Genomic DNA, 26120 nt, shown 5'->3' on the forward strand with positions numbered 1-26120 from the left:
GGTGGCGGCGAGGTGGTGCGATAAATCGAATTGGATCGGGCGCTGGAAAATCCGGGAGTTTAGCCTAGTTTCTCAGCCTGCAAATGGTTTCTCCTCATCCGGCCGACGATAATACCGCGACATCGCCCGCTTCGCGCGGCGCGGCGATCGAATTGATCACGCTCGGAGACGAGTTGTTGCTCGGGCTCACGGCGAATGGCCACCTGACCTTTATCGGGCAGGAGATCGGCAAGCGCGGCGGGCGCTTGTTGCGCAACGTCACGATCGGCGACGACGCGACGGCGATTGCGGCGCAATTTGCCGAGAGTTGGGCACGCGCGCAGGTCGTCATCACGACCGGCGGACTGGGGCCCACCTGCGATGACCGCACCCGCGAGGAAGTGGCGAAGGCCTTGGGGCAACAGCTGGTGTTCGACGAGACCATCGAGGCGGCGATTCGGGAGCGTTTCCGTCATTTCGCGCGGCGTATGACCGACAACAACCTCAAGCAGGCCTACCGCTTCCGCGACGGCGAGGTGTTGCCCAATGCCAACGGCACCGCGCCGGGCTTGTGGTATGAGGCGGATGGCAAGGTCTTGGTGATGCTGCCGGGACCGCCCAACGAACTGCAGCCCATGTTCACCGAGCAGGTCGTGCCGCGCTTGACCGAGCGCGGCCTGCTGACCGAGGGCGAAGCCTACGTGCAAATCCGCACGGCCGGCGTGGGCGAGTCGGCGTTGGAGGCGAAGCTGCAACCGATCTTTGACGCGCACCCCGGTGAGCTGGAGATCGCGTTTTGTGCGCACCAAGGGCAGGTCGACTGCCGTTTGAGCGCGGCGCGCTCGGATGTCACCCGGGCGCAATTGGAGGCCGTGGCCGAGGAATGTGCGGCGGTGCTGGGCGACGATTTTATGGGCTTCGGCCATGATTCGTTGGCGAAGATCTGTGCCGATCTGCTGCGCGCGCAGGACGCGACCCTGGCGGTGGCGGAGACGGCGACCGGCGGCATGCTGGCGAGCTCGTTCACTGACCTTTCGGGGGCGACGAAGTTTTTTGCGGGCGGTTCGGTGTGCTACTCCAACGAATCCAAGATGCAGCTCCTTGATGTGCCGGAGGAGATCCTCATGCAGCACGGCGCGGTGAGTGCGGAGAACGCGATCGCGATGGCGGCGGGGGCGGCCGAAAAACTCGGCGCGCACTACGGCCTCGCCATCACCGGTTTCGCCGGCCCCTGCGGCGGCACCAACGAGAACCCAGTCGGCACCATGTTCATCGCGCTCTACACGCAGGAAGGCGTTTGGTCCAAGCGCATCCGCTACCCGGGGCCCCGCCAGGCGGTGAAGCGCCGGGCAGTGAACTTTGCCCTCGATTGGCTCCGCCGTGAACTGTTGCGGGCCCAGGATGACCCGGCGGGTGGGCTGCCTTCGATCGAACTTCACCATAATTGAGCGGACCTCCTGCGACGGCGTGGCTCAATCTCGCAGCTTGCTGACCGAGCGGGATTTCCACTATTCCCGGTAAAGGTCGGCTGGTCCGGTCCGAAAGGAGTAACCTTGGCTTCACTTAACGTCACCTCCGAGATGCTGCTCGCTGCGGCAAAGCGCCTGCCGTCGTCCCCGCGTGTTTTTGGGGCCTTGGAAGCGGCGTTGCGCAATCCCGATGTGGCCATCGATGCCGTGGTCGAGATTGTGCGCGTGGACCCGAGTCTGGCGGTGCGGGTCATTCGGGTGGCCAATAGTCCGGTCTTTCGGCGCGGCGACGCGGTGGAGAGCCTCGACATGGCGATCAGTCGCATCGGTCTGCGCGAGATTCACCGGCTCGTGGGCGCGGCGGTGGCGGATCAACTCTTCGCCGTGGGTCTGCCGCTCTATCGCATTTCGGGCGACGACCTCTGGCTCAACGCCTTGGTGACGGCGCTGGCGGCCGAGCAGTTTGCGTCGACCAGCGGTCGCGAGTCGCGCGAGGCCTACACGCTGGGCTTGTTGCGCAGTTCGGGCCGGATGCTGTTGCAGCGTATCGGTCAGGAAGCGGCGCTGCCGCCGACCTCGGGAGCCAAGACTTCCGGTGCCGCGACCCGTGAATGGGAAATCGCGACTTTCGGCATGGCGGCCGACGAAGCCGGCGCGCGGTTGTTGGAGCTGTGGGAGTTTTCCAAAGCGACGGTGGAAGGCCTGCGTTACGCGTGGTCGCCCGTGGAAGACCCTTACAAGCGAGCCGAACCGGCGCTCTTGCACCTCGCGTGCTGGGGCGCGGACAGCCTCGACCAGGGCCTGGGGGTGGAACGCGATTTCTGGTCGCTGCACGAGACGACCCTCAAGCAACTGGGCATCGATCGGGATCGCGCGCTGGAAACGATCACCCCGACCCGCAAGGCGGTGAACCGCACGCTCGATATGCTCAAGCCGGGCGAGAAGGTGTGAAGCGGGAGGCGACGGCCTCACCTGACACGGGCTGACACGAGCCCTTACCCCACCAAGTTGCGCACGGCGGCGAGGTATTTCTCCTGCGTGCGGGCGATGGTCTCGGCCGGCAGCACGGGTGCGGGCGGCGTCTTGTTCCAGGCAACCGCCTCGAGGTGGTCGCGCACGAACTGCTTGTCGTAGCTGGGGGGAGAGCAATCGACGCGGTATTCGTCGGCCGGCCAGTAGCGGGAAGAGTCGGGCGTGAGGACCTCATCGATGAGCACGAGTTGACCGGCGGAGTCGGTGCCGAACTCAAACTTGGTGTCGGCGAGGATCATGCCGGCGGCGGCGGCGAGATCGTGACCCCGTTGGTAGAGGGCGAGGCTGGTGGCCTTGACCTGCTCGTAGAGGGCGGCACCGACAGCGGCAGCGCCCTGAGCGTCGTTGATCGGCTCATCGTGTTCGCCCTTCGGGGCTTTGGTCGTCGGGGTGAAAAGTGGGGCGGGCAGCTTGTCGGCTTGGCGCAGCCCGGCCGGCAGGGTGTGACCGCAGACCTGACCGGATTTTTGGTAGGACGCCCAACCGCTGCCCACGAGGTAGCCGCGCACGACGCACTCGATGGTGAGGGGCTGGAGTTTGCGCACGATCATGGAGCGCAGTTGCAGGTCACGGTCGCTGATGCCACGGCGGGTGAATTCCCCGGCTTGGTCGGGCAGCAGGTGGTTGCCGATGAGATCGGTGGTGCGATCGAACCACCACAGGCTCAACTGGTTGAGCAGGATACCCTTGCCCGGAATGCCGTCGGGCAGGATCACATCAAAGGCGGACAGCCGATCGGTCGCGACGAGGAGCAGGGCGTCCCCGAGGTCGAAGATCTCGCGGACCTTGCCGGAGGCGAGCAGGGGGAAGGGCAAGCCGGTGATGGTTGTGCGGGCGATGGCGGGGAGGGAGGCGGCGATCTCGGCGGAAGTCATGGCGGAACGGTCTTGGACCGATGGGAGCAGAGGGGAGCGGGCCGGGGAGCGAAAGCAGGAAATCTTTATGAGGGTGGTGGAAAAATGCGAAATTTCGCCTTGCGCGGCGGGAAGTCGTTTCTAGTTTCCGCCCTCCCGTGCTTACGTCCCTATCGTCTAGCCCGGTCCAGGACACCACCCTTTCACGGTGAGAACCGGGGTTCGAATCCCCGTGGGGACGCCACTTTAAAAAGCCCTCTGATGTTAAAACGTCGGGGGGCTTTTCGTTTCTGCGGAGCGGGGATGAGAACCCTCGGGTTCGACGAAAGGAGCGAAGCGACTGGAGAAGGGACGATGCGTAGCGTCGGTCGCGCAGCGATCCCGCGGCAGCGGGACCAATCCCCGTGGGGACGCCACTTTAAAAAGCCCTCTGATGTTAAAACGTCGGGGGGCTTTTCGTTTCTGCGGAGCGGGGATGAGAACCCTCGGGTTCGACGAAAGGAGCGAAGCGACTGGAGAAGGGACGATGCGTAGCGTCGGTCGCGCAGCGATCCCGCGGCAGCGGGACCAATCCCCGTGGGGACGCCGTCCTCTCGCCGGCATGGGGATTAATTTAATTCGATCCGCTCCCAGTCCGTCAGCACGTCGCCTTGCCAGTAGAGGTGGTATTCGGCGATGACGCGAATGTCGCGGTCTTCGAAGGTAGGCACCGTGACGGTGTCCTTGCCGTTGGGGAGGCGGATGTCGTGCTCGCCGGTCATCTTGTTGCGCGTGCCAATGATCTCAGGGCGCGAGTAGATCCATTTGCTGTCGAAGGTGTCTTCCGGGCTGGGCGCAATGCGTTCGCGTGGCTCGCCCAACATGGTGAGGAGCTGGGCTTGGGTGAGACCTGGTTCGAGGGCCTTGAGCGCGGCGTTCCACTCGCGTTCGGTTTTGCCCACGCCCACGGTCACGCAACCGGTGAGGAGCAGGGCCAGGCCGGTGAGCAAAACAGTCAGGGGAGTCGCGCGCATAAATCTCTTGGACCGCGGCGAATGTCGCATGTTCACCGATGATGGAAATGTGCGCTGAGCTTTTGCCAAGATCCGGTGAGCCGACGGGGCGCGGATGCGGTAATCCTAGTGGCGTCAGGTCACCCTCAACCCCGTCGTAAGATGGCCGTCAAAGTGCTCATCGTCCGTCGAGGCACCCCGCGGTGCTTCGAGGAGCTCAAGCCGCTCGTGCAGCGCTTGCGGGCGCTCGCCTTGGCTCAGCCCGGCTATGTTTCGGGCGAAACCTTCCTGAACATCGACGTCCCCGGGGAATACCTCGTCATCAGCACCTGGGCTTCCCTTGAAAAGTGGACCGATTGGCTCAACAACCCGGAACGCGTCGCCGTCCAGTCCGATATCGATGCGCTGCTGGGCGAGCCCACACTGTATCAAGTTTATCAACACGTCTGAATCGCCGTTCTACCCCGCGTGGCATCATGCCATCGTCTCTCCAGCGTCTGCAGGAACTGGCCGAGTTGAAGCAAACGGCCCGACTCGGTGGCGGGGCTGAACGTATCGCCAAGCACAAGGCCAAGGGTCGCCTCACGGCCCGCGAGCGCTTGGCGGTGTTGCTCGACGAGGGCAGCTTTGAGGAGTTCGATCTCTTCAAGACGCATCGCTGCACCGATTTCGGCATGGCCGGGAAATCCTTTCCCGGCGACGGCGTGATCACCGGCTACGGCACGGTAGAGGGGCGGCTGGTATACGTGTTCTCGCAGGATTTCACGGTGTTCGGCGGGTCCCTGTCGGAGACCTTCGCGGAAAAAATCTGCAAGGTCATGGATCTCGCGCTGCAGAACGGCGCGCCGGTCGTCGGGCTCAACGACAGCGGAGGGGCGCGCATTCAGGAGGGCATTGAAAGCCTCGCCGGCTACACCGACATCTTCCTGCGCAACGTGCTGACCTCCGGCGTGGTGCCTCAGATCTCCGCCATCTTCGGTCCTTGCGCGGGGGGGGCGGTGTATTCGCCCGCGCTCACCGATTTCACCTTCATGGTGGAGGGCCAGAGCAACATGTTCCTGACCGGCCCCAAGGTCGTGAAAGCCGTGACGCATGAGGACGTGACGACCGAGGACCTCGGCGGCGCCGGCGTGCACACCACTCGCAGCGGCGTGGCCCACTTTGCCTGTCCGGATGAGTTGGAAACGCTGGCGCAGATCAAGCGGCTGCTCGGTTTCCTGCCGTCGAATCACCTCGAGATGCCGCCGCGCCGTTCCACCCAGGATCCGCTCGATCGTTATGATGAAGGCCTCGATGCCATCGTGCCTGACAATCCCAATCAACCCTACGACATCACCGCGGTGATCGCTGCGGTTGTGGACAACGGTGACTTCATGGAAACGCAGGCGGGTTTCGGTCCCAGTCTCGTCACCGGTTTTGCCCGGCTTGGCGGGTGCCCCGTCGGCATCGTGGCCAATCAACCGTTGCACTTGGCCGGCGTGCTCGATTGCGACTCTTCGATCAAAGGCGCACGCTTCGTGCGCTTTTGTGATTGTTTCAACCTTCCGCTGGTCACGCTGGTGGATGTGCCCGGCTTTCTGCCCGGCACGGCGCAGGAACACCGGGGCATCATCCGCGAAGGGGCGAAGATGCTCTATGCCTATGCCGAGGCCACGGTGCCCAAAGTGACCGTCATCACCCGCAAAGCCTACGGCGGCGCCTACTGCGTGATGAGCTCCAAGCACCTCCGTGGTGACATCAACTACGCATGGCCGACGGCTGAGATCGCGGTGATGGGCGCGCGCGGTGCGGTGGAGATTCTCCATGCGCGGGAAGCCGCCGTCGCCGAAGATCCGACGGCGCTGCTCGCGGCCAAGGAACGCGACTACAACGAGCGCTTCACCACCCCGCTGGTGGCGGCCCGCCGCGGCTACATCGACGACATCATCACCCCCGGCCGCACCCGTCTTCGGCTGATCAAGGCGCTGACGATGTTGGAAAACAAACAGGACACCAACCCGCGCAAGAAACACGGCAACATGCCGTTGTGAGGATGGCTGTCATGACCCCACTCCTGTTTGCGTTCAATTGGCAAAACATCGTCGATGGTGACGGCGTTCCCCTGGCCCTCACCGGCATCACGATCGTCTTTGGCGGTCTGTTGCTGATCGCGAGCTACATCGCGGTCCTGCCGCGCGTGTTGGCGCGCTGGGATACCTGGCGCCAGCCCGCGGGGAATCCGGCCGATGCACCCCCGGCCGAACTGCCCTCGCCCGAGGTGCGCGCCGCGCTGGCGTGGGTGGCGCTGCGTGAACTCGAAGTCTTCCAGCTCGGCGATCAGACCCGCCTTACCTTCCGCTCCACCCGGTCGCCGGGCCTCTGGTCCATTCTCTACTCATCGCGCCATCCCGACTCCGATTCGCCATGCGCCGATACCAACTCGTCATCAACGACCATCCCCTGACGGTCACGGTCCAATCACACCACCCCAACGAGAGCCTGATTGAGGTCGATGGGGAGGTGTTCGCGGTGAAACTCACGCGGCAGGATGTGCTGCCGGGTGAGGGTGCCGCCGCCGCGACCCGGTCATCGGGCGCGGCGGCGGCTCGCCCGATGGCCCCGGTGCCGGCGATGAAAGGCCAGGATGCGCCCGGGGTGGTGCGCGCTCCCATTCCGGGGGCGGTGCTCGATGTCTTTGTGCGCATGGGTGACGCGGTGAAGGCGGGTCAGGCGCTGCTCAAGATGGAAGCGATGAAAATGGAAAACACCATCTCCGCGCCGATCGCCGGCAAGGTCACCAAGGTCGCCGTGGCCAAGGGCGCGGTGGTCGAGCAGGGCGGCGAGCTGCTCACCATCGAATAGCTCCTTTATCGCCCATCTGCCACCGTTTCATGGATACGTTCTTCCAGTTTGGCCCGACGACCGGTTTTGCGAGTTTGGACTTGGGCCACGCGGTCATGATCGTGGTCGGGCTGGTCTTCATCACCCTGGCGATCACCAAGGACTACGAGCCGCTGTTGCTGGTTCCGATCGGCTTTGGCATCGTGGTGGGGAACATCCCGTATCCCGCAGGCATGCCGCTGGGCGTCTACGACGAGGGCAGCGTTTTGTCCTACCTCTACTTTGGGGTGAAACAGGGCATCTTCCCGCCGCTCATTTTCATGGGCATCGGGGCGATGACCGATTTCTCGACCATGTTGTCGAACCCGAAGCTCATCCTGTTGGGCGGGGCGGCGCAGATGGGCATCTTCCTCACTTTCATCGGCGCGCTCGGCTTGGGGTTCACGCCGCTGGAGGCGGGCGCCATTGGCATCATCGGCGGGGCCGACGGACCGACGGCGATCTTCCTTGCGGCCAAGCTCGCGCCGCACCTGCTGGGGGCGATCGCGGTGGCGGCCTACTCCTACATGGCGTTGGTGCCGGTGATCCAGCCGCCGATCATGAAACTGCTTACCACTCCGGGCGAACGGCGCATCCGCATGGCCGCGCCACGCAAGGTTTCGAAGCGCGAGCGTATCCTGTTTCCGGTGACGGCGTTTCTGATCTGCGCGCTCATCGCACCGGGTTCCATCGCCCTGTTAGGGATGCTTTTCCTCGGCAACCTGCTCAAGGAGAGTGGAGTGACCGAGCGGCTGGCGAACTCCGCCCGCAACGCCATGATCGACATCGTCACGATCCTGCTCGGGATCTCGGTCGGCGCCAGCACGCAGGCCGACACCTTTCTTACGCCGCAGTCACTGCTTATTTTCGGTCTCGGCGCCTTATCCTTCATGATCGCCACGGCGTGCGGGGTGCTCTTCGCGAAGTTCATGAACCTGTTCCTCAAGGAGAAGATCAACCCGCTGGTGGGAGCAGCGGGGGTGTCGGCCGTGCCGGACTCGGCCCGGGTGGTGCAGATGATCGGGCGGACCGCCGACCCGGAGAACCACCTCCTCATGCAGGCGATGGCGCCCAATGTGGCGGGCGTGATCGGGTCCGCCATCGCCGCCGGGGTGCTGTGGTCGGTGCTGGCGCTGTAAACGCTTCGTAAGGCCGCGTCCGCACGAATTCCGGGCATTGCCAGCCGCGGCGGGGTGGGTTTGTTTGCGGTGTCACCCGTTTGGATACCCCCATGTTATCCCCTTTGTCAGTCGGACGTTTGCTGCTGCGTGGCCTCGTTTTGGTCCTCGGCGCGGAATCGTCGGTGTTCGCACAGGGCGATCGGTTGCAGAACCTGTCGTCGAGTGCCTGGGTGGGGCAGGGCGACGAAGTCCTGATCGCGGGGTTCTCCATCGCTCCAGGGCCGGCCAAACGCGTGCTGGTGCGCGCGATCGGGCCGGCGCTCACGGGTTACGGCGTCGGCAATGCCATGGCCGACCCCGAGCTCGAGATTGTGGATGTCGACGGCAACGTGGTGGCCAACAACGCGTCTTGGCCGGCCGTGTTGGCATCGACCTTCGACGAGCTCGGTGCGTTTGCGCTCCCACTGGACAGCGCCGATGCCGCGTTGGTGGCGGAACTGGCGCCGGGCAATTACTCCGCCGTCGTGCACGCAACCGGCGGCTTCGGTTTCGGGCAGGGCGTCGTGGAAGTCTACGATCTCGCGGGACCGACGCGCCTCACCAACCTCTCAACCCGCGCCCGGGTGGACAGCGACCGTTCACTGGTGATCGCCGGCCTCGTGGTCGGGGCCGATGGGGGGGATCGTCGCCTTCTGTTTCGGGCGGTTGGCCCGTCGCTGGCGGCCTACGGGGTGAACGCGCCCTTGGGTGATCCGGCCATCACCATCGTGCGGCAGGCGGATGGCGTGCATCTGGATGGCAACGACAACTGGGGCGACTCGCCCGACGCGGCGGTGCTGAACGACACCTTCGCGGCCGCCGGCGCGTTTCCTTTGCTCGAAGGCAGCGCCGACGCCGCGCTGCTCGCCGAGTTGCCGGCGGGCGGCTACACGCTGCTGGTGAGCGGCGTGAATGGCGCGGCCGGTCCGGCGCTCGTCGAGGTTTACGATCTTACGCCGACCGAGAGCGCGACCGTGAGTGTCACGGCGCTCAACGCCTCGACCGACACCGCGCCCGGTTCGGCCCCGGCGACCTTTCGCGTGCATCGCGTGGGCAGCACCGCTGACGCGTTGACCGTGAACCTGGACTACGGTGGCACGGCGGCGATGGGCGCCGACTACGTGAATGCGCCGCGCACGATCACCCTCGCGCCGGGAGAGGCGTCGGCGACCATTGCGATCACGCCTTACCCGAACACCGATGTGCAGACCTTCAACAAATCGGTGACGCTCTCCGTCGCGCCCGGTTCCGGTTATGGGGCGGGGCTGCAAACGACGGCCGAAGCGACGATCTTCTACAGCGCGGGCACGCTCTACGTGATCAACCTGCTGCCGACCTCGCCCGGTTCCAATGCCTATGGCACGGTCACGATCCAGCTGGCGTCCGACGAAAGTGCACTGATCGTGAGCAGTCGCGTGGCCAACCTGAGTTCGCCCGAGACCTCCGCCTACCTGCGACTCGGCGCGCCGGGCGAGGACGGCGACTACCTCTTCGCCTTACCGAGCGGCCAGGCGACCAACGTGCAATGGGACCTGCAGGCGGTCGGCGCGCACAGCCCGGCGGACATTCTCGCGGCGCTGCGTGAAGGACGCATTCAGGCGACAATTGGATCGACCCAGTTCCCGAGCGGCGAACTCAGCGGCGCGGCGGTGCGCTACGCAGGTTCGCGCACCTTTACGGCGCCGTCCGCCGCGCCGGCTGCGCCGACGGCACCAACCACGCGCGCCGAGGCGGCGCGCTTCCTCACGCAGGCGACTTTTGGACCGACGCCGGATGAAGTCACCGCGTTGCTTAGCCAGACCTATGCGCAATGGATCGATGCGCAGATGGCGTTGCCCGCCTCGAACCATCTCGCGGAAACCCGCGCCGAATTGGACCGTTGGGGTGAACCCAATTTTGCCGATCGCCCCGACCAGCAACATCGCATCGGTGCGTGGTGGAACATCACCCTGCGCGGTGAGGATCAGTTGCGGCAGCGCGTGGCTTTTGCGCTCAGCGAGATCCTCGTGATCTCCGATGAGAACGGCACGATCTACAACTGGCAGGAGGGCGCTGCGCACTACCTCGACATCCTCGCGGCCAACGCGTTTGGCAACTTCCGCGACCTGCTCGAAGACGTGACCCTGAGCCCGGTGATGGGCACCTACCTGAGTCACCTGCGCAACGCCAAAGCCGACCCGGAGACAGGCTCGGTGCCGGACGAAAACTTTGCCCGCGAGATCATGCAGTTGTTCTCCATCGGCCTCGTCGAGCTGCACCCCGACGGCACCTTGCGACTCGATGGCAACGGCCTGCCGATCCCGACCTACGACCAGACGACGATCACCGAGATGGCCAAGGTCTTCACCGGTTGGTCCTTCTATCACGCCGACCCGCAACCCTGGCGTTTCCGTTGGACGGAACCGGAGTTCCTGCGGCCGATGATCAACTACCCCGATTACCACGAGGACGGTGCCAAGCGCATCGTGACCGGACGCGAACTTCCCGCCGGGCAGGGCGCGCTGAAGGACCTGCGCGACACGCTCGACACCCTCTTCCTTCACGAGAACACGGGGCCGTTCATCGCGCGGCGTTTGATCCAGCGCCTCGTCACCAGCAACCCGAGTCCCGGCTACGTGTATCGCGTCGCACAGGTTTTCGCCAACAATGGCGCGGGCGTGCGCGGCGATCTCGGCGCGGTCGTGCGGGCCATCCTGCTCGACCACGAGGCGCGCTCGGCGGACGCCGCCTCCGCGCCGAATTTTGGCAAGCTCAAGGAACCGCTGCTGCGCGTGACCAATCTGCTGCGCGCCTTCGACGGCGCCTCGGCCAGTGGACGGATTTACTACTTCTGGTCGCAGGGCGAACTCTCACAAGCGCCGCTGCGTTCGCCCTCTGTGTTCAATTTCTTCACCCCGGATTACGTGCCGCCGGGCAACCTCGCCGCGGCCGGTCTGTTCGCGCCGGAAATGCAGATTCACACCGACACCACGGCACTTGGCGTGCCCAATCGCCTGGCGGTCTATTCCTTTTCGAACTGGGGCGACCCGGCCAACCGCGAGGCCGATGATGTCATCCTCGATATCGCCGACCTGTTGCCGCTCTACGCCACGCCCGGTGCGCTGCTCGATGAGCTGAACGCACGCCTCTGTGCCGGATCCATGGATACGGCCACACGCGAACGCATCCTGCAGGCCCACGCCGAGCTGCCGGGTTGGGTGAGTGCGCGGCAGGGGGTGAGCTCCTTGATCTACCTGACTGTCACGTCGCCCGCCGCCGCGGTGCAGAACTGAACCCGCCATTCCGCCATGTCCTTCGATCCCCACTTCTCCACCCGCCGCCGTTTCCTCGGGCAATGCTGTGCGGCCGTGGGCGCGACGGGGGTGCTGTCGACGCTCGCGCAGCTGCGGCTCTTCGGTGCGACAGCCAGCCCCGGCACGGTGCTGGATGCGACCGGGATCGAGGCGCCGGACTACCGCGCCCTGGTCTGTCTCTATCTCAACGGTGGCAACGACGCCAACAACCTCATCATTCCGAACGACAGCTCCGGCCATGCCGCCTATGCGCGAGCCCGGGGCAATCTCGCGGTGTCGCGCGGAGACTTGCTCGGTATCCAACCGACCACGACAGATGGTCGTGCTTGGGGGCTGCATCCGGCGATGACCGGCCTGCGTGACCTGTTTGTGGGCGGGCAGGTCGCTCTGTTGGCCAACGTGGGCACGCTCCTGCACCCGACAACCAAGGCGCAATATCGTGCGGGTTCGGTGCCGTTGCCGCCGCAGTTGTTCTCGCACAGCGATCAATCGGTGCAGTGGCAGAGCAGCCTGCCGGACCGGGCCTTCGAAACCGGCTGGGGCGGGCGCCTCGCTGAACTCACCAACGCCTTCAACGAGAACAACCGCATCTCGATGACGATCACCCTGGACGGAAAGAACTCCTTCCAGGTAGGTCGCGAGGTGGTGCAGTTCGCGGTGCGGCCGGAAGGCGCGCCAACGTTGTGGTGGCATGAAAACGCCAATGATGGCGACGGTGCGGCGGCGGCGCGACTTGCGGCGATGGAGGACGTGATGGCGCAGAACGACGCCAACCTGTTCCGATCGGCCTTTGGCCACTCGACCGGACAGGCGCTGGAGAACAGTGCGTTGCTGGGTGAAATCCTGGAGAACGCGACCCCGCTCGAGACGCCGTTTCCCGACACCGATCTGGGCGGGCAGTTGCGGATGATTGCGCAGTTGATTGGCGTGCGGCAACAGCTCGGTCTGCGGCGGCAGATCTTCTTTGCGCGACTCGGCGGTTGGGACCTGCACGACAGTCAGGTCGACGCTCATGCCACGCTGCTGACGGAGTTGTCCGACGCGATGAAGGCCTTCTACACGGCGACGGAAAGTCTCGGCGTGGCGAACGACGTGACCACCTTCACCGCCTCCGATTTCGGCCGCACCTTCGTGGCCAACGGCGATGGGTCCGATCACGGCTGGGGCAGTCATCACCTCATCATGGGCGGGGCGGTGCGCGGCGGTGATTTCTACGGACGGGTGCCGGACCTCACGGTCGACGGTCCCGATGACACCGAGCAGGGGCGTTGGATTCCGACGGTGAGTGTCGACGAATACAACGCGACGCTCGCGCGGTGGTTTGGGGTGAGTGACAGCGACCTTCCGCTGGTGCTGCCCAACATCGGCCGCTTTGCCTCGCGCGACCTCGGCTTCATGAACGGCATCGCATGAAGACCGCGCAGGCCGGGCTGGCATTGTTGTTTGCGGTGGTGGTGCTGGTGGTCGGGCTGCTGTTGTATCCGCGACGTGGTGACGGACCGTTATTGCCCGCGCCGGGCGATCCGGCGCTCGATTCCGCCGAGCGGAGGGAGGGCGCGGTGGCGGAGTGGTCTGATCCGCTGGAGGGTCGATTGGGGGCAGGGTTAAACGCGCCGGGTGGCAGCGCCGAGCGCGATCTTTTGATTCTGCACGAACTTTTGGCGGCCTGGCGCAGCAACGCGCAGGGCGATGGCAATCCCGTCGGCACCAACCGCGAGATCACCGCGACGCTCACCGGCCGCAACCCGTGGAAATTCGAAGTGATCCCGCCGGACCACCCGGCGATTAACGCACGGGGTGAGTTGTGCGACCGTTGGGGCACACCCTTGTTCTTCCATCAACTGAGTGCCGAGCGCATGGAGCTGCGCTCCAGCGGTCCCGACGGCGAGCGCTACACTCCCGACGACGTGGTGCTTACCCCGTAGGTCACCGCGCCCGTCGCCACCGCGGTGGCTGCTCCGTTCGTGCGGGAGTTTGTCACGTAGGACGTGACAGTCGGTTTGGGCGGACGGTTGGTGGGCTTGACCTGGGGGGCGGGTGCTGGCGGTGGTTGGGGGGTGATCACGGTGCCGCGAGATGCGATTGAGGCGCGGGACTCGGCCATTCATGGGCGGGGCGTGGTGGCGCGGATGCCGATCGGGGAAGGCGATGTGATTTTGGAATACACCGGCGAACGCATTCCGATCGCCGAGGCGGTGCGGCGAGAGCAGGCGCGCCAGGCCCGGGTGGCGGCGGGTGGGACGGGCGACGGGATTTGCGACTACCTCTACATCTTCGATGATGCGTGGGCGATCGATGGGCGCGATTCGGGGAATGTGGCGCGGTTGATCAACCACCACTGTGAACCCAACTGTGCGTCGGATATTTGGGACGATTCCGTTTGGATCGTGGCGACGCGGGATATCGCACCAGGTGAGGAACTGAGCTTCGACTACGGCTACACGTTCAGGGATGGCTTGGGGCATCCTTGTCGGTGCGGGGCGGAGCGTTGCACGGGTTACATTGTGGCGCGGCACCAACGCTGGCGCGTGCGGCGGTGGTTGCGCGAGCGAGGGTCGGACGAAGGCCTGTGAGGCAACGCAGCGCCCGCGAGCGGGCAGCCTACTTTTCGGGCGGCGATCCCGCAGCGCTTACTGCCCGGCGAGGGCGTTGATGCGGGCGATCTGGGCGCGCACGGCCGACGAGGGTTCCAGGCGGTCGGCGCGGTTCAGCATTTCGATAGCGCGGTGGAAACGGCGGTCGACCAGGGCGATGTTGGCCAGCTCAAGGCAGGCGCGGGCTTCGGCTTCGGGAACTTGCAGGGCGTGCTCAAAGGTGAATTCGGCGCGGGCGGTGTCACCGGCTTCGGCGAGGGCGCCGCCCAAGCCGAGCAGGGCGAAGGGGTTCATCGGTTCGGTTTGGATGATACCCTCGTAGGCTTCCTGCGCGGCGGTCCAGTCCTGCTCGGCGACGGCGAGTTCGGCGGTGGCGAAGAGGCGCGGGCGGGCGATTTCCCAATCCGGTTCGGTGGCGGGGACTTTGGCGAGAATGTCGTGGGCGATCTCGAGTTTGCCGTCGCTGATCATGGCGCGGGCGTAGGCGAGCAGGCGGGTGGCGGCGAGGTTGTCGGCGTCGCCGGGGATCGCCTGGTAGGCGGCAATGGCTTCGGGGATAAGGCCGAGGCCGACGTAGAGGTCGCCGAGGAGGCCGAGGGAGTCCTTGTTGACCGCGCCGAGTTGGCGGGCGATTTCGAGCTGGGTGGCGGCCTGCAAGGGGCGGTCGAGTTCGACGAGAAGGGAGGCGTAGAGCATCCAGTTCTCGGCTTTGCCGGGTTCAAGGCGGACGAGTTCGCGGACGAGGGATTCGGACTGCGCGTGGCGACCGTTGATGAAGTAGAGTTCCAGCAGACCGCCGATCCAGTTGGTATCCTCGGGGTTGGCGGTCATGGCCTGCTGGAAGGCCATCTCGGCGGCGAGGGTGTTGCCGGTCATGCGCATGGAGAAGGCGAGCAGGCCGAAGGTCTGGGCATCGCGATCGCCGAGGTTGACGGCCTTGGCAAAGGCCTTGGCGGCCTCGGGCCAGTTTTCGCGCTGGTAGTGGATCATGCCGATGTTGGTCCAGGCGCGGAGGAACTCGGGGTATTTTTCGACGGCGCTGTTGTAGCGCGCGAGGGCTTCATCGATCCGTTCTTCGGCGAAGTAGAGGTTGCCGAGGGCGAGGTCGAACGCCGCGCTGTCCTCCTGGTCGTCACCGAGCATGGTCTCGAGGAGTTGCAGGGCGAAGGTGGGGTTGGTTTCCACCATGCTGGAGATGCGTTCGTAGAGGGCGAACTCGGCGGCGGTCATATCGGGCTCCCGCTCTTTGCGGAAGTTCATCGACTCGTTGATGACGCTATACGGGTCGACGTCGGGCTGGCCGGCGCCTTCACCAAGAATCTGGGCGAGCTGTTCCTGCGGGGTGAGTTCGGGCGTGGCGTCGGTGCCGGAGCTGAGGGGTTGGGCAACGACGGCGAGCGGAGCGAGGCAGGTGGCGAGGAGGGGGAGCAGCAAGCGGGTGCGCATGGGAAAAATCAGAGACTGAAGGGGGAACCGCCGCGGGACGGTTTGATGACGATGGATTGGATGACCATGCAGTTGACGGCGTTGCCGTTCTTGATGGCGGGGCGGAAGCGCCATTCGGAGAGGGCTTCCATGACGAGCTTGTCCAATTCGCGATTGTTGGAGGACTGCACCGGGCTGATGTTGCGCACGGAGCCGGCCCGGGTGACGACCATGCTCACGACCACCCGCGGGTCCTTGACGGTGCGTAGCAGTTCGTTGGATACGTCGGGTTTCTTGCGGTGAATGACCACGGGGCGCTGGTCGACGTCGCGAAACTGGAAAATGTGATTGGGGTCGTTCTCGCCGGACTTCAGGTCGGGCTTAAAGTCGGCCAGATTGAACTCAAGGATGGGCGTGGCCTCGGGCAGCGGCACCTCGTAGGTGAGGGCGGCGACCTGGATTTTCACCACGTTGTCGGAAGGCACCGGATCGAGGTCGAGAACGGTGGGAGGCGGTGGTTCGCGGGTGGCGATCTCGGGCGGCGGGGGCGGCGGATCCTCCAGCACGATCGTTTGCAGATCGGCGATGGGGGCGGGCGGCAGTTCGACCTCGGTGCGTTGCACGTGGGCGAGGATGACCAGGATCGCCAGACTCATGCCAAAGCCGGCGCCCCACTTGAGCACCTGTCGTCCGAAGCCGGAGGACGGCTCGAGGTCGATGACAGAAGGGGCGGAGGAGGGCATGGGGGAAACGCTGAAAGGCTGAGATACTTAAATTGAGTGGCTCAGGGTTGGCTGGCGCCGAGGCGGGCGGTGGCGAATTGCACGTGGGCGAGGCCGGCGCGTTTGGCTTCGGAGTAGACGCCGGCGAAGACGCCGTGGCTGGCGTGGCGATCGGCGCGGATGATGACGGTGGCGTCGTCCGAGAAGGAGGCTTGGCGCAGCGTGGGGCCGACTTGATCGAGGCGGATTTGCTGGCCGTCGAAGTAGATGCCATCCTCCGCCGAGATGGCGATGAGCAGGGCGTTGCGATCGGTCACATTCTCGCCGCGGGTGTCGGGGCGCTCGACCTCGATGCCGGGGTCCTCGACGAAGACGGAGGTGACGATGAAGAAGATGAGCAGGATGAACACGCAGTCGATCATCGGCGCGAGATCGATGGCGACGGCCTGGTAGCGTGAATCGGAGCGAGTGGACTTGAGCATGATCGGGGTGGGCGGGGCTCAGGCGGTTTCCATCAGGGCGCTCTCGCGTTTTACGAGGGATTGTTCGCCGTGTTGGAGATGGCGGTGGGCAAAGTGCAGGAGGATCACCGCGGGGATGGCGATCGCCAGACCGGTCTCGGTGGTGATGAGCGCGACCGAGATGCCGTCGGCGAGGCCTTCGAAGGATTTTTGCCCGGCGCGGTTCACGAGACTTTGAAAGGTGCTGATCATGCCGGTCACGGTGCCGAGCAGGCCCATGAGCGGCGCGGCGGCGATGAGCGTGGTGATGATGAAGCGATGCTGTTGGAAGGTATCCTGGAGCTCGAGGCGCAGCATGCGCACGGCGGTGAGCGAATCGAGGCCGGCGGCCTCGTCGTTGGTGAGGAGGCGGGCGGCGCGGCGCACGGTGAAGTAGAGGCCGAAGCAGCGTTCGTAGAGCACGATCGACAGCAGGACGAGCGGCACCATGACGGGGCCACCCTGCTGCAGTAGTTCGCGGAGCGCTTCCATTATTGGGCGGTGGGGCGGCTGACTTTGTGGTCTTCGGAGGCGGTGATGAACTCCACGCCGTAACGTTCGAGCAGCGAGAGGTTCTTCTGCGTGCGGTAGGAGAGCAGGCCGTGCAGCACGAGGGTCGGGATGGCGACGGTGAGGCCGAGCTCGGTGGTGACGAGGGCTTCGGAAATACCGCTGGAGAGTTTGGCGGCGTTGCCGGTGCCGAAGACAGTGATAAGGGTGAAGGTCTTCACCATGCCGACGACGGTGCCGAGCAGACCGAGCAGCGGGGAGGCGGCGGCGATGACGGCGAGCATGGGCAGCCAGCGTTCGTGGTGCAGGCGCTCGCGCAGGATGTAGGCGTGAAGGTGCTCCTCGATGACTTCCTTGGGCTTGGCGATGTGGCGCAGGCCGGTGGCGAAGAGCTCGCGGCTGGTTTTGCGCAGGCCGGTGAGCTTGCCGTCCGCGTCGGCGGCGCCGGTCTCGGCGATGGCATTGAGGAAGGGCAGCGTCGCGACGGGTTTATCGACGGAGAGTTTGCCGAGATCGATGAACTTCACGATGGCGGTGAGCAGCGCAAAGAGACCGAGGCCGATGATGGAGTAGCCGACCACGCCGCCCTTGTTGATGTGGTCGATCCAGGTGCCTTGGTTTTCGGCGAGCTGGAGCGCTTTGCCGCCGGAGACATCGGCGGGGAATTCGGCCGGCTGGCCGGCGGCGAGGGCGGCGGCGGCGGCGGCGTCCCAACCGCCGATCGGATAAACCATCGGCGCGGCGCCTTCGTCGCGGGCACGAACGGTGCCGGCGAGTCCGTTGTTGCCGACGAAGAGGGTTTCGGGGCCGAAGAACACGAAGGTGCCTTCAACGAGTTCGTGTTCCTCGGCGGAGACGGCCATGCCGGAGCGGGTATCGCCGCCGATGAGCGTTTCGACGCGGGAGAACAGGAGGTCGGCGGTTTCGACGGCGGCGTCGATATCGGGAATGCCGCCGACAGGGTCGAGGCGGTTGCGCAGCGCGCCGATTTGTTCCTCCCAGTGCTCGACCTCCACGTTGCCGAGGGAGCTGGTGAGGGTGGAGAGGCCTTCGGCGGCCGCGCCGGCGAAGTAGGAGATGTTGAGACGTTGGGCTTCGGCCTCCTGTTGGCGGCGGGCCTTGTCGTTGGCAAAGGTTGCGCTCTCGGTTTGGAGGCGGGAGACCTCGGCACGGAGGTTGAGGATGCGGTTTTCGATGTCGCGCTGCTGATTGAGCAGCGGAATCTTTTCCTCGCCGATGCGGGTGCGGGTGGCGTTGAGCGTCTGCGTGGCGGTCTCGATGCGGGTGGTGTAGTCGAGCGCGACCTTGCGGAGCTGAGCGTCGTATTGGGCGGTCTTTTGGGCCGTGGTCTGGGCGATGGCACCGACACTGACGGTGAAGGCCAGGGCGGCGGTGGCGACGGTGCGGCGGTTCATCGGGCACCTCCCATGACTTGAGCGGGGATGGTGACGAACACCGGCGAGGTTTCATCACGGTGAATGTCGATGAGATCGGCGATGCGCCCGACGAGATCGGGTTGCGGTTGCCAGGTCCAGGTGCCGTTGACGGCGCGGCCGACGAAGGCTTCGCCGGCGGAGCGATCGAGGGCGCAGCCTTGGGCGAGGCCCCAATAGATCACCTCGAGGAGGCGGGGTTCACCGCCGGGGGTGACGGGCAGGATTTCCTCGGAGAGCACGAAGCTCTGGTTGAACTGATTGCAGCGGTTGAGAATCGCCATCGAGTGTCGCATGAGCTCGGCGGGAGCGATCTCGGGGGTGCCGATGCTGCGGTAGGGCAGGTCGAGGGCAGTGGAGAGACGCGGGGGCAGGGCCGGCCGCAGCGCGATGAGTTTGGCGGCGAGCTCGGTGATGCGTTCGCCGGCGTGGGTGATACGCTCAGCCGTTGCGAGGTTGGCGTCGGTGAGGGCTTGGATCTCGTCGCGGGCGGTGGCGGTGCGGGCGGCGAGGGTGTCGTGCTCGGCCGCCAGTTGGGTGGCCTGAACGCCGAGGCCGCTGATCGAGGCGTCGAGCAACTCCTTTTCGGAGTCCCATTCCTTTTCGAGTCGCGACGTCTCGGACCGCAGGCGGGCCCATTCAGAGGCGGCTTTTTGAACGTCGTTGAGGGGAGTGTCGGCGAAGGAGGTGGAGAGCAACCATGAGGTCGCCAGACCAACCCACGCGAAACCGACAAAGCGTCGCGGTCGGGGGGAAGCAGACATGTAGGGGGTAGGTGGAGTAAGAGCCGAAGCGGTGGAAATGAATCTGGAAGGCGGCGCGGATGTCAAATGTCGCGCGGTTCAATCCGCCGTCGCCGACTTGATGGCGCACGATTTAACCGCAAGTGATTGCGCGCGGCGAAGGGCGCAGCGGGCACAGCGGGGGCAGAGTTGAAGCGACGGGACGGAAACAAACCGGAAAGGGTGAGGGGGAGGAACCCCGCGCGGCGGAGCACCCCTTCCGATTTTTCCAGCATATCTCGGACCGGCGAGCTCCTGGCTCAGAGGGTCTTGTAGCGGAGGCGGCGATACTCCATCTGACCGCGGTCACCTTCGACGCCGATGGGGCCGATGGCAGGGAGCGTCAGGTCATGGTCGAGCGGGTCGCCGTTGCAGGTGGCGGTCATCGTCGTGCCGCGGACCGTGATGATGAGTTCGTTCCAATCGCCGGGGCGGTAGTGGGGCAGGTCTTTCCAAGGACCGGCGAGGTCGTAGTCGCGGCACTGGAGTTGCGGTCCACGCACGTAGACGCCGCTGTCGGCGTTGGGGGTGGCGCGAAACTCGAGGCGCAGTTCGAAGTCGGTGCCGAGTTCCTGTTGGGTGAAGAGCTTCTGGATCTTGCGCCCCTCGGGCGGCGTGGTGACGACGAGGCGGCCGTTGATGGCGCGGAAACGTCCATCGGGCGTGGCGCGCAGTCCGTCGAAGTTCACGGCTTCGTCGACGAAGGGGTAGGTCACGTTCGGGTCACCGGCCATCCAGCGACGGGCGCCCTCGCGCTCGGGTTCGGGGGTTGGCCGATAACCCCAGCCGGTGAGGTCGGTGCCGTTGAAGAGTGCGGTGTAGCCGGGTTCGGGTTGCCAACCCAGATCGGTCTCGGTCTCGACCAAACCGAGGGTGGCGAAGAGGGGCCAGAGGGCGTTGCGCCATTTGGCGTAGCCCAGCTCGTTGGGATGCAGGAGGTCGGGCATCTCCTCGAGTTTGGCGTTGCCCTCGGCGTCGGCGAAGAGGGTCCAAGTGTCGAGGATGATGACCTGCGGGTCTCCTTTGAAGGCGGCGCGGTAGCGGTCGTTGAGATCGCTGATGTAGGTGCGGGGGCGCTCCTTTTGCGGGGAGCTGGGGAAGACGAGGTTGAGGATGATGGGCACGGCGCGGCTGTGGTCCTGAATGCGCTCGACCAGCAGCTCGACGTTGCGGGTGATGGTGTCGTTGCGCGCGCCCTCCTCGATGTCGTTGGTGCCGATCAGCAGGACGATGGCGGAGGGGTTGAGGGCGAGCACGTCGTGTTCAAGGCGCAGGAGCAGGCCGCGGGTGGTGTCGCCGGCGATGCCGCGATTGGCCCATTTCAAGCCGGGGAAGGCGGCGTCCATGTCCTTTTCCCAGTAGTGGGTGATGGAGTCGCCGAAGAAGACCACGGCCCCCTGATCAGCGGCGACGCTGCGCGACCATTGGCCGCGACGCTCCTGCCACAGGTTTTGAAACCACGTGTGGCGGCGCAGTGGACCGCGGCCGGGCAGGCCGTTGTCGTAGCTGGGCAGGGCCAGTTCATAGGCCGGCACGGCAGGGGCGGGGGCGTCCTCGGCGTGAAGGGGGGTGAGAGTGAGGGCGGTCAGCGCCAGCGGCAGAAGCCAGCGCCGGCGGTGGCGGACAGGGGTGAGGCGGGGCATGGCGATGAGGGTGTGAGGCCGGAGAACCGACGCGAGGAGAAGTTTGCTGAACAGCGTTGGCGCTTGTCGTGATCCCGTGCGCGCAGCTATAGCGTTGGAACCCTTCTTTGCCTCCCCCATGAACGTTACCAAGTTAGCTTGTCGTGCTGTTGTTATTTTGTGCCTGAGCGCGGTCGCGCTCGCCGAGACCGAGGTGCCCGCGATGCGGATGGAGCCGGTGCCGGCGGACCAACCGATCCCCGCGGCGGACTTTTTCCGCAAGGAATTCATGGGGCTTCCGGCGCTCAACGGTGCGGGCACGCATGTGGCCGCGTTGATGAACACGGGGGATGAGCGCTGGCAGCTGGGCATCATAGAGTTGGGCTCGGGCAAACTGAGCGGATTCAGCGGGCTGGAAGGCGGCCAGGTGTTGGGTTACCGGTGGCTCGACGACAACACCTTGCTCGTGCCGCTCGACATCATGAACGGGCGTTACGTCGGCCTGTTTGCGGTCGACGTGCGCAGTGTGGAGAAGGCCTATCCGGTCCTGCAGTTCACCGACCGTGGAATCGTCGGGGTGCCGCAGGACGAGCCGCTGAAGCCCCTGGTGCAGGTGCAGGGCTGGGGAGCGCCGGAGGACGGCGCGGTGGTTAAGATCGACGCGACTTCGCGGGCCGGCCGTTGGGTGGAGCTGGGCAAGAACTGGTGGCGGATCGCGCCGGATCGACTGCAGGCCATCGAATACCTCAACCGCAGTCATATTTTGGAAACGTATCCGGCGCCTGGTGACGGCGGGCGGACGCGGCGCTACTGGGCCGACGGGGCGGGCCGGCTTACCTTTGCGGAAGTCGTGAAGGACGGGAAGGCGAGTCTCTTGCACTGGGACGGGCAGGGCTGGGAGCCGGCGGGGCTGGATTTGTCCCGCTACGACATCCAGGCGGTGGAGGACGGCCCGCAGGCGGTAATCGCCCGCGAGCACGGTCCGCGGGAGCAGCCGGGCGGTTTGGTGCTGGTGGACGGCCTCAGCGGGGAGGAGCAGCAGGTGCTGTATCGGGATGATAACTACGATGCTGTCGGGGATGTTTTTATTCACCGTGCGACGGGCAAGGTGGTGGGTCTCACGACCCAGCAACAGCAGCGACAGCACGTGTGGTTTGATGAAGGGTTCAAGGCGGTGCAGGATCTGTTGAACGCTGGTTTCAAGGGCCGCGTGGTCGACATTCTGGACAGTTCCAAGGATGGCCGGGTGTTGCTCTTCCGCACCATTTCGGACCGGGACCCGGAGACCTACTACACCTTCGATGCGAAGACCAAAAAGGTTGCCCTCCTTAAGTCTTCCCGCCCGTGGCTGGGGGCGGACCGGATGGGGCGCACGCATCACTTCCAATATCGCAGCGATCTCGGATATAAACTGGACGCATATCTCACGCTGCCGGCGACGGCGAAACCGCAGGAGAAGCTGCCGCTGGTCGTCTTCTCGGCCGGTCCGGGCGGGAACTTTGACGCGCTTTACAACGACTACGCCCAGTTTTGGGCGAGCCGCGGGTATGCGGTGCTTCGGGCTCTCGACCGGGGTTCCGAGGGGCAACGCTGGCGGGCCGGCCGCGCAGCGGCCGGGGATCATGCCGGCATGGCGTCCGATCTGAACGCGGCGGTGCGGACGGCGATCAAGACCGGGGTGATCGACGGCGCTCGCGTGGCGATCTACGGCCTGCAGGAGGGTGGATACATTGCGCTGCTGGCGGCTGCGCGCGAGGACAGCCTTTATCAGGCCGTGATGCTGGGCGGCACGCAATTTGACCGTTCAAAGCAGCGACCCCAGTTCGGCCCGCCCGAGGCTTCGGCTTCGACGACGTCGCGGTCACCGGTGGAGCTTGCCCCGCAACTGCGTGCGCCGGTGTTGGTGGCCAATTCGGATTTTCCCTGGGAGGGCGGGCTCGAGGCGCCCCGGGATTTCATCGCTGCCCTGAAATCGGCCGGGGTGGTCCATGAGTCGCTCATGTTGGAGAAGGGCCGCGCCTTCACGCGCGACCTTTCCGCCATGCTGGAGTTTGTGGAGCGTCAGGAAGCCTTTTTGAAAAAGCACCTCTGAGCCCTTTCTCCCCGTCTATGCCGGGTTAAAATTCGGCGTGCGCTCCGGGGCGGGGTTTGTTTCGGTGTTCGTTCTTTTGACGCAAACCCGTCGCCGGATTCCGTGTCTGGTGATCGTGGCCCGCCTCTCCCCCGACCTTTAAACCCCGTAAGTCTGTCTCTGCGTTTCCCTATGAACTTCCAACCTCTTCGTCGTTGGTCCTGCTTGTTGTTGCTCCTGCCTTTGCTGGCGCCGGTCGTCCGGCTGTCGGCCCAGGAGGACGTGGCCTTTGTCTCGGCCGATCCGATCGACGCCTCCGCCTTCCTGCGCTCGCCGCTCATCCAGACGCCCGACCTGAACCAGGCCGGCACCCATGTCGCCGCCTTGTATTCGGGTGGTGGCGAGACCTATCAACTCATGATCAAGGAAGTCGGTTCCCCAAAGGAGCCGGTGATCGTGGGTGGCTCCGGTCAGGTGCAGGTTTCGTCCTTCCGGTGGTTGGACGATCAGCATGTCGCCTACACGCTCAACGTGATCGGCGGGTCGCAACTTGGCCTCATGGTGGTGGATATCAACAACCCGGCCGGGGCGTATCCCGTCTACCAATACGGCGCCTCGCAGATCATCGGCGTGCCGTCCGGTTCCCCGATGAAGCCCCTCGTGTGGGTGTCCGTGGCCGGTGCCGAAGGCACCCCTGCGGTGGTCGAGATCGATGCCTCCCTCAACACCGGTGGCTTCATCGATGTGCGCGGTGACGACGCCGACGCGGCCTGGGCCAAAGTGGCCGAGCACAACAACGATCACATCCTTCGCGTGGTGCCCGTGCCGGCCGGTCGCACCCAACTGGGTTACCTGGCCGACGCCGAGGGCAACCTGGGCTTCGCCTACACGGCGACCGATGAGCGCGTCGTGCTGCATGTTTGGGATGGAGCCAACTGGATCGCATCCGGACTCAACCTCGCCGGCATGAGCGTGGTCGATGTCGGCCGCCAGGTCGGCGAGCTCCTCGTCCGCCTCCCGCCGCAGGATGGCGAAACGGCGGGATTGTTCTTCATCGACGCGCTGACGGGCGAGGTCGGCGATCTCGTGCTGCGCGACAAGGATTATGACTTCGAGGGCACCACCTATCGCGACCCGGCCAGCAAGGCGATCGTGGGCGCGTTCTATGATCGGGCGGGCCCGACCAACCACTGGTTCGACGAGGCCTATCGCAAACTGCAGGAGGTGCTGAACGACTTCTTCCCCGGCCGGGCTGTGCGCATGATCGACGCCAGCGTGAAGGGTGACGTGCAACTGGTGGCCGTCTCCTCCGATCGTCATCCGGTCGAGTTCTACACGGTCAACCTTACGGAACGCACGGTCGGCTTGCTCGCCAGCGTGCGCCCCTGGCTCGACCCCGAACTCATGCGCCCGACCAGCGTGGTCAAATACACCACGGCTGACGGCAAGAAATTGGATGCCTATGTGACGCTGCCGACCGGCGCGTCGAAGGATTCGCCGGTGCCGCTCGTCGTGCTGCCGCACGGTGGCCCCTGGGCGCGCAACACCTGGGGCTTCGACCCGGAGGTGCAGGCGCTCGCCAGCCGCGGCTTCGCGGTGCTGCAGCCCAACTACCGGGGTTCCACCGGCTACGACTGGATGTTCACCGAGGCTGAGCGCAATGACTTCCTGATGATGCGCGTCGACATCAGCCGCGCGGTGAAGACCGTGCTGCGCACTGGCATGATCGACGAGAAACGCGTGGCGATCTCCGGCGGTGGATTCGGAGGTTACCTCGCGGTGTCCAGTTTGGTTGAAGATCCGAACCTTTATGCGGCGGGCGTGACCTTTGCCGGCATCTATGACTGGGCGCGGGCGGCCAACACCCTGGGCGTCGATCGCGAGCGGGATCCGAATTACGGCGAACATTTCGCGGTCCTGGGCGATCCGGGTCGTGAAGCCGCCAAATACGGCGCGGTCTCGCCGTCGAAGCGGGTCGACCGGATCAAGGCTCCCCTGCTGGTGATCGAGCAATTGGGCGCCGACACGGTCGAGCAGGACGAAGCCAGTCGCCTGATCGCCGAGCTCAAGTCTGCCGGCGCGCCCTACGAGACCCTTTCCCTGCAGGACGGTGCCGGTTCCCTGGCGAACCGCGTGAAGCTGTTCGAAGGCATCGAGGCGTTTCTGCAGAAACACCTCTGAGCGCCGCGAAAAAGTGTCCTGAATTTCAGCGCCGCGTCCCGATGAGGGCGCGGCGCTTTTTTATTGTGAGGAATTGTCGACGGAATTGGGTTACGGTCGTTTTCGGACACCCCGTCCTGTGATGCCTGCCCCGACCTATCGCCCGTCCCGTTTTCTGCACCTCAGTGCGGCATTCACAGTTTTGGGGGCGCTGCAGGTCTTGCTGATGCCGTGGGTGTATACTGATTTCGGCGGCGAATGGACGATCGCATGGTGTTCTCCGCGATCGGAGCTGTGGGAGTGGGCTTGGCTGTTTGCGTGGACCTTCAGCGCCGCGCCGATCCTGTTTTTCACGGTCCGCTCACGAGTGTGGGAGGCTCACGTTTCCACGATCTTGGCCTGCGGGCTGTTCTGGCTGTTGGCGTTTGGGGTGCGGGGTTTTGACCGGCTGCAAGGCGGGGACGTGCTGGTTCCGGCGGCTGTGCTGGCGTTCATGATCTGGCGCGTGCAGCGCGGGTGCGATGGGGCGAGGTCCACTCGCTCCCGCTCGCGGCCACGGGCGATGATTTGAGCAGCGGGTGCGCCCGCTCGCGTGGGACGGGCCGAGCCGCAAAAAGCGCCGGCCGCTTTTGCGGACGGCGCTTCTGGATGATGCGGAGAAAG

23 protein-coding genes and 1 tRNA gene are annotated in these 26120 nt (G+C 65.2%); 15 read left to right on the forward strand and 9 right to left on the reverse strand.

Annotated elements, in window-relative coordinates; all coding sequences use genetic code 11:
- Positions 1–83: 83 nt before the first annotated feature.
- Together AC0MRV_RS01945 and AC0MRV_RS01950 are read left to right on the forward strand one after the other, a co-directional pair.
- Entirely contained in the window at positions 84–1427 is a 1344-nt protein-coding gene (locus AC0MRV_RS01945; protein ID WP_472762738.1) for a competence/damage-inducible protein A, read from the forward strand.
- Positions 1428–1532: 105 nt separating this feature from the next.
- Positions 1533–2399, forward strand: a complete 867-nt coding sequence (locus AC0MRV_RS01950; protein ID WP_472762739.1) for an HDOD domain-containing protein — start codon at positions 1533–1535, stop codon at positions 2397–2399.
- A 44-nt stretch (positions 2400–2443) separates the two neighbouring features.
- Here the strand turns inward: AC0MRV_RS01950 and AC0MRV_RS01955 are convergent, their stop codons facing one another.
- A complete protein-coding gene (locus AC0MRV_RS01955) occupies positions 2444–3355 on the reverse strand; it encodes a phosphoribosylaminoimidazolesuccinocarboxamide synthase (RefSeq protein WP_472762740.1) in 912 nt (303 codons plus the stop codon).
- A gap of 145 nt (positions 3356–3500) precedes the next feature.
- On the opposite strand from AC0MRV_RS01955, the gene AC0MRV_RS01960 reads away from it, so the two are divergent.
- A tRNA-Glu gene (locus AC0MRV_RS01960) sits at positions 3501–3578 on the forward strand.
- A 364-nt stretch (positions 3579–3942) separates the two neighbouring features.
- On the opposite strand, the gene AC0MRV_RS01965 is transcribed toward AC0MRV_RS01960, so the two are convergent.
- Positions 3943–4347, reverse strand: coding sequence for a hypothetical protein (locus AC0MRV_RS01965; protein ID WP_472762741.1), 405 nt, complete (start codon positions 4345–4347; stop codon positions 3943–3945).
- A gap of 141 nt (positions 4348–4488) precedes the next feature.
- On the opposite strand from AC0MRV_RS01965, the gene AC0MRV_RS01970 reads away from it, so the two are divergent.
- The 9 genes from AC0MRV_RS01970 (at position 4489) to AC0MRV_RS02010 (ending at position 14211) form a co-directional block, all read left to right on the forward strand.
- Entirely contained in the window at positions 4489–4776 is a 288-nt protein-coding gene (locus AC0MRV_RS01970; RefSeq protein ID WP_472762742.1) for an antibiotic biosynthesis monooxygenase family protein, read from the forward strand.
- Positions 4777–4802: 26 nt separating this feature from the next.
- Entirely contained in the window at positions 4803–6356 is a 1554-nt protein-coding gene (locus AC0MRV_RS01975; protein ID WP_472762743.1) for an acyl-CoA carboxylase subunit beta, read from the forward strand.
- Positions 6357–6367: 11 nt separating this feature from the next.
- A complete protein-coding gene (locus tag AC0MRV_RS01980; RefSeq protein WP_472762744.1) occupies positions 6368–6769 on the forward strand; it encodes an OadG family protein in 402 nt (133 codons plus the stop codon).
- On the forward strand, positions 6730–7167 hold the full coding sequence (locus AC0MRV_RS01985) for a biotin/lipoyl-containing protein (RefSeq protein WP_472762745.1): 438 nt from the start codon (positions 6730–6732) through the stop codon (positions 7165–7167). The genes AC0MRV_RS01980 and AC0MRV_RS01985 overlap by 40 nt, the downstream gene beginning before the upstream one ends.
- Positions 7168–7196: 29 nt before the next feature.
- The gene (locus tag AC0MRV_RS01990; RefSeq protein WP_472762746.1) at positions 7197–8324 is read left to right on the forward strand and encodes a sodium ion-translocating decarboxylase subunit beta; all 1128 of its coding nucleotides are present in this window, start codon (positions 7197–7199) and stop codon (positions 8322–8324) included.
- Positions 8325–8416: 92 nt separating this feature from the next.
- Positions 8417–11617: a DUF1800 family protein gene (locus AC0MRV_RS01995; RefSeq protein WP_472762747.1), complete on the forward strand. Its 3201-nt coding sequence runs from the start codon at positions 8417–8419 to the stop codon at positions 11615–11617.
- A 15-nt stretch (positions 11618–11632) separates the two neighbouring features.
- The gene (locus tag AC0MRV_RS02000) at positions 11633–13051 is read left to right on the forward strand and encodes a DUF1501 domain-containing protein (protein ID WP_472762748.1); all 1419 of its coding nucleotides are present in this window, start codon (positions 11633–11635) and stop codon (positions 13049–13051) included.
- Positions 13048–13563: a hypothetical protein gene (locus AC0MRV_RS02005; protein ID WP_472762749.1), complete on the forward strand. Its 516-nt coding sequence runs from the start codon at positions 13048–13050 to the stop codon at positions 13561–13563. The genes AC0MRV_RS02000 and AC0MRV_RS02005 overlap by 4 nt, the downstream gene beginning before the upstream one ends.
- Before the next feature lie 63 nt (positions 13564–13626).
- Entirely contained in the window at positions 13627–14211 is a 585-nt protein-coding gene (locus AC0MRV_RS02010; RefSeq protein WP_472762750.1) for an SET domain-containing protein, read from the forward strand.
- 57 nt (positions 14212–14268) lie between these two features.
- On the opposite strand, the gene AC0MRV_RS02015 is transcribed toward AC0MRV_RS02010, so the two are convergent.
- The 7 genes from AC0MRV_RS02015 to AC0MRV_RS02045 form a co-directional block, all read right to left on the reverse strand.
- Positions 14269–15678: a tetratricopeptide repeat protein gene (locus tag AC0MRV_RS02015; RefSeq protein WP_472762751.1), complete on the reverse strand. Its 1410-nt coding sequence runs from the start codon at positions 15676–15678 to the stop codon at positions 14269–14271.
- Between the two features lie 8 nt (positions 15679–15686).
- Positions 15687–16400, reverse strand: a complete 714-nt coding sequence (locus AC0MRV_RS02020) for an energy transducer TonB (protein WP_472762752.1) — start codon at positions 16398–16400, stop codon at positions 15687–15689.
- A 41-nt stretch (positions 16401–16441) separates the two neighbouring features.
- Positions 16442–16861, reverse strand: coding sequence for an ExbD/TolR family protein (locus tag AC0MRV_RS02025; protein WP_472762753.1), 420 nt, complete (start codon positions 16859–16861; stop codon positions 16442–16444).
- Positions 16862–16879: 18 nt separating this feature from the next.
- The gene (locus tag AC0MRV_RS02030) at positions 16880–17371 is read right to left on the reverse strand and encodes a MotA/TolQ/ExbB proton channel family protein (protein ID WP_472762754.1); all 492 of its coding nucleotides are present in this window, start codon (positions 17369–17371) and stop codon (positions 16880–16882) included.
- Positions 17371–18804, reverse strand: coding sequence for a MotA/TolQ/ExbB proton channel family protein (locus AC0MRV_RS02035; protein ID WP_472762755.1), 1434 nt, complete (start codon positions 18802–18804; stop codon positions 17371–17373). Before AC0MRV_RS02035 ends, AC0MRV_RS02030 begins: the two co-directional genes overlap by 1 nt.
- Positions 18801–19586 carry a DUF3450 family protein gene (locus AC0MRV_RS02040; RefSeq protein ID WP_472762756.1) on the reverse strand — a complete coding sequence of 262 codons (786 nt, stop codon included), beginning with the start codon at positions 19584–19586 and terminating at the stop codon, positions 18801–18803. The genes AC0MRV_RS02035 and AC0MRV_RS02040 overlap by 4 nt, the downstream gene beginning before the upstream one ends.
- A 278-nt stretch (positions 19587–19864) precedes the next feature.
- A complete protein-coding gene (locus AC0MRV_RS02045; RefSeq protein ID WP_472762757.1) occupies positions 19865–21247 on the reverse strand; it encodes a GDSL-type esterase/lipase family protein in 1383 nt (460 codons plus the stop codon).
- 43 nt (positions 21248–21290) lie between these two features.
- On the opposite strand from AC0MRV_RS02045, the gene AC0MRV_RS02050 reads away from it, so the two are divergent.
- The 3 genes from AC0MRV_RS02050 to AC0MRV_RS02060 all read left to right on the forward strand — a co-directional run bounded on the left by AC0MRV_RS02050 (position 21291) and on the right by AC0MRV_RS02060 (position 26028).
- Positions 21291–23318 carry an alpha/beta hydrolase family protein gene (locus AC0MRV_RS02050; protein WP_472762758.1) on the forward strand — a complete coding sequence of 676 codons (2028 nt, stop codon included), beginning with the start codon at positions 21291–21293 and terminating at the stop codon, positions 23316–23318.
- Between the two features lie 171 nt (positions 23319–23489).
- Positions 23490–25478: an alpha/beta hydrolase family protein gene (locus AC0MRV_RS02055; RefSeq protein ID WP_472762759.1), complete on the forward strand. Its 1989-nt coding sequence runs from the start codon at positions 23490–23492 to the stop codon at positions 25476–25478.
- Between the two features lie 121 nt (positions 25479–25599).
- Positions 25600–26028 carry a hypothetical protein gene (locus tag AC0MRV_RS02060; RefSeq protein ID WP_472762760.1) on the forward strand — a complete coding sequence of 143 codons (429 nt, stop codon included), beginning with the start codon at positions 25600–25602 and terminating at the stop codon, positions 26026–26028.
- The last annotated feature ends 92 nt before the right edge of the window (positions 26029–26120 follow it).

This window comes from Actomonas spartinae, from assembly GCF_051209155.1.
GTDB lineage: Bacteria > Verrucomicrobiota > Verrucomicrobiia > Opitutales > Opitutaceae > Actomonas.

Coding starts and splice junctions, on each gene's coding strand:
- AC0MRV_RS01945 (WP_472762738.1), top strand. CDS start 84: ATGGTTTCTCCTCATCCGGCCGACGATAATACCGCGACATCGCCCGCT.
- AC0MRV_RS01955 (WP_472762740.1), bottom strand. CDS start 3,355: ATGACTTCCGCCGAGATCGCCGCCTCCCTCCCCGCCATCGCCCGCACA.
- AC0MRV_RS01965 (WP_472762741.1), bottom strand. CDS start 4,347: ATGCGCGCGACTCCCCTGACTGTTTTGCTCACCGGCCTGGCCCTGCTC.
- AC0MRV_RS01970 (WP_472762742.1), top strand. CDS start 4,489: ATGGCCGTCAAAGTGCTCATCGTCCGTCGAGGCACCCCGCGGTGCTTC.
- AC0MRV_RS01975 (WP_472762743.1), top strand. CDS start 4,803: ATGCCATCGTCTCTCCAGCGTCTGCAGGAACTGGCCGAGTTGAAGCAA.
- AC0MRV_RS01980 (WP_472762744.1), top strand. CDS start 6,368: ATGACCCCACTCCTGTTTGCGTTCAATTGGCAAAACATCGTCGATGGT.
- AC0MRV_RS01985 (WP_472762745.1), top strand. CDS start 6,730: ATGCGCCGATACCAACTCGTCATCAACGACCATCCCCTGACGGTCACG.
- AC0MRV_RS01990 (WP_472762746.1), top strand. CDS start 7,197: ATGGATACGTTCTTCCAGTTTGGCCCGACGACCGGTTTTGCGAGTTTG.
- AC0MRV_RS01995 (WP_472762747.1), top strand. CDS start 8,417: ATGTTATCCCCTTTGTCAGTCGGACGTTTGCTGCTGCGTGGCCTCGTT.
- AC0MRV_RS02000 (WP_472762748.1), top strand. CDS start 11,633: ATGTCCTTCGATCCCCACTTCTCCACCCGCCGCCGTTTCCTCGGGCAA.
- AC0MRV_RS02005 (WP_472762749.1), top strand. CDS start 13,048: ATGAAGACCGCGCAGGCCGGGCTGGCATTGTTGTTTGCGGTGGTGGTG.
- AC0MRV_RS02015 (WP_472762751.1), bottom strand. CDS start 15,678: ATGCGCACCCGCTTGCTGCTCCCCCTCCTCGCCACCTGCCTCGCTCCG.
- AC0MRV_RS02020 (WP_472762752.1), bottom strand. CDS start 16,400: ATGCCCTCCTCCGCCCCTTCTGTCATCGACCTCGAGCCGTCCTCCGGC.
- AC0MRV_RS02025 (WP_472762753.1), bottom strand. CDS start 16,861: ATGCTCAAGTCCACTCGCTCCGATTCACGCTACCAGGCCGTCGCCATC.
- AC0MRV_RS02030 (WP_472762754.1), bottom strand. CDS start 17,371: ATGGAAGCGCTCCGCGAACTACTGCAGCAGGGTGGCCCCGTCATGGTG.
- AC0MRV_RS02035 (WP_472762755.1), bottom strand. CDS start 18,804: ATGAACCGCCGCACCGTCGCCACCGCCGCCCTGGCCTTCACCGTCAGT.
- AC0MRV_RS02040 (WP_472762756.1), bottom strand. CDS start 19,586: ATGTCTGCTTCCCCCCGACCGCGACGCTTTGTCGGTTTCGCGTGGGTT.
- AC0MRV_RS02045 (WP_472762757.1), bottom strand. CDS start 21,247: ATGCCCCGCCTCACCCCTGTCCGCCACCGCCGGCGCTGGCTTCTGCCG.
- AC0MRV_RS02055 (WP_472762759.1), top strand. CDS start 23,490: ATGAACTTCCAACCTCTTCGTCGTTGGTCCTGCTTGTTGTTGCTCCTG.
- AC0MRV_RS02060 (WP_472762760.1), top strand. CDS start 25,600: ATGCCTGCCCCGACCTATCGCCCGTCCCGTTTTCTGCACCTCAGTGCG.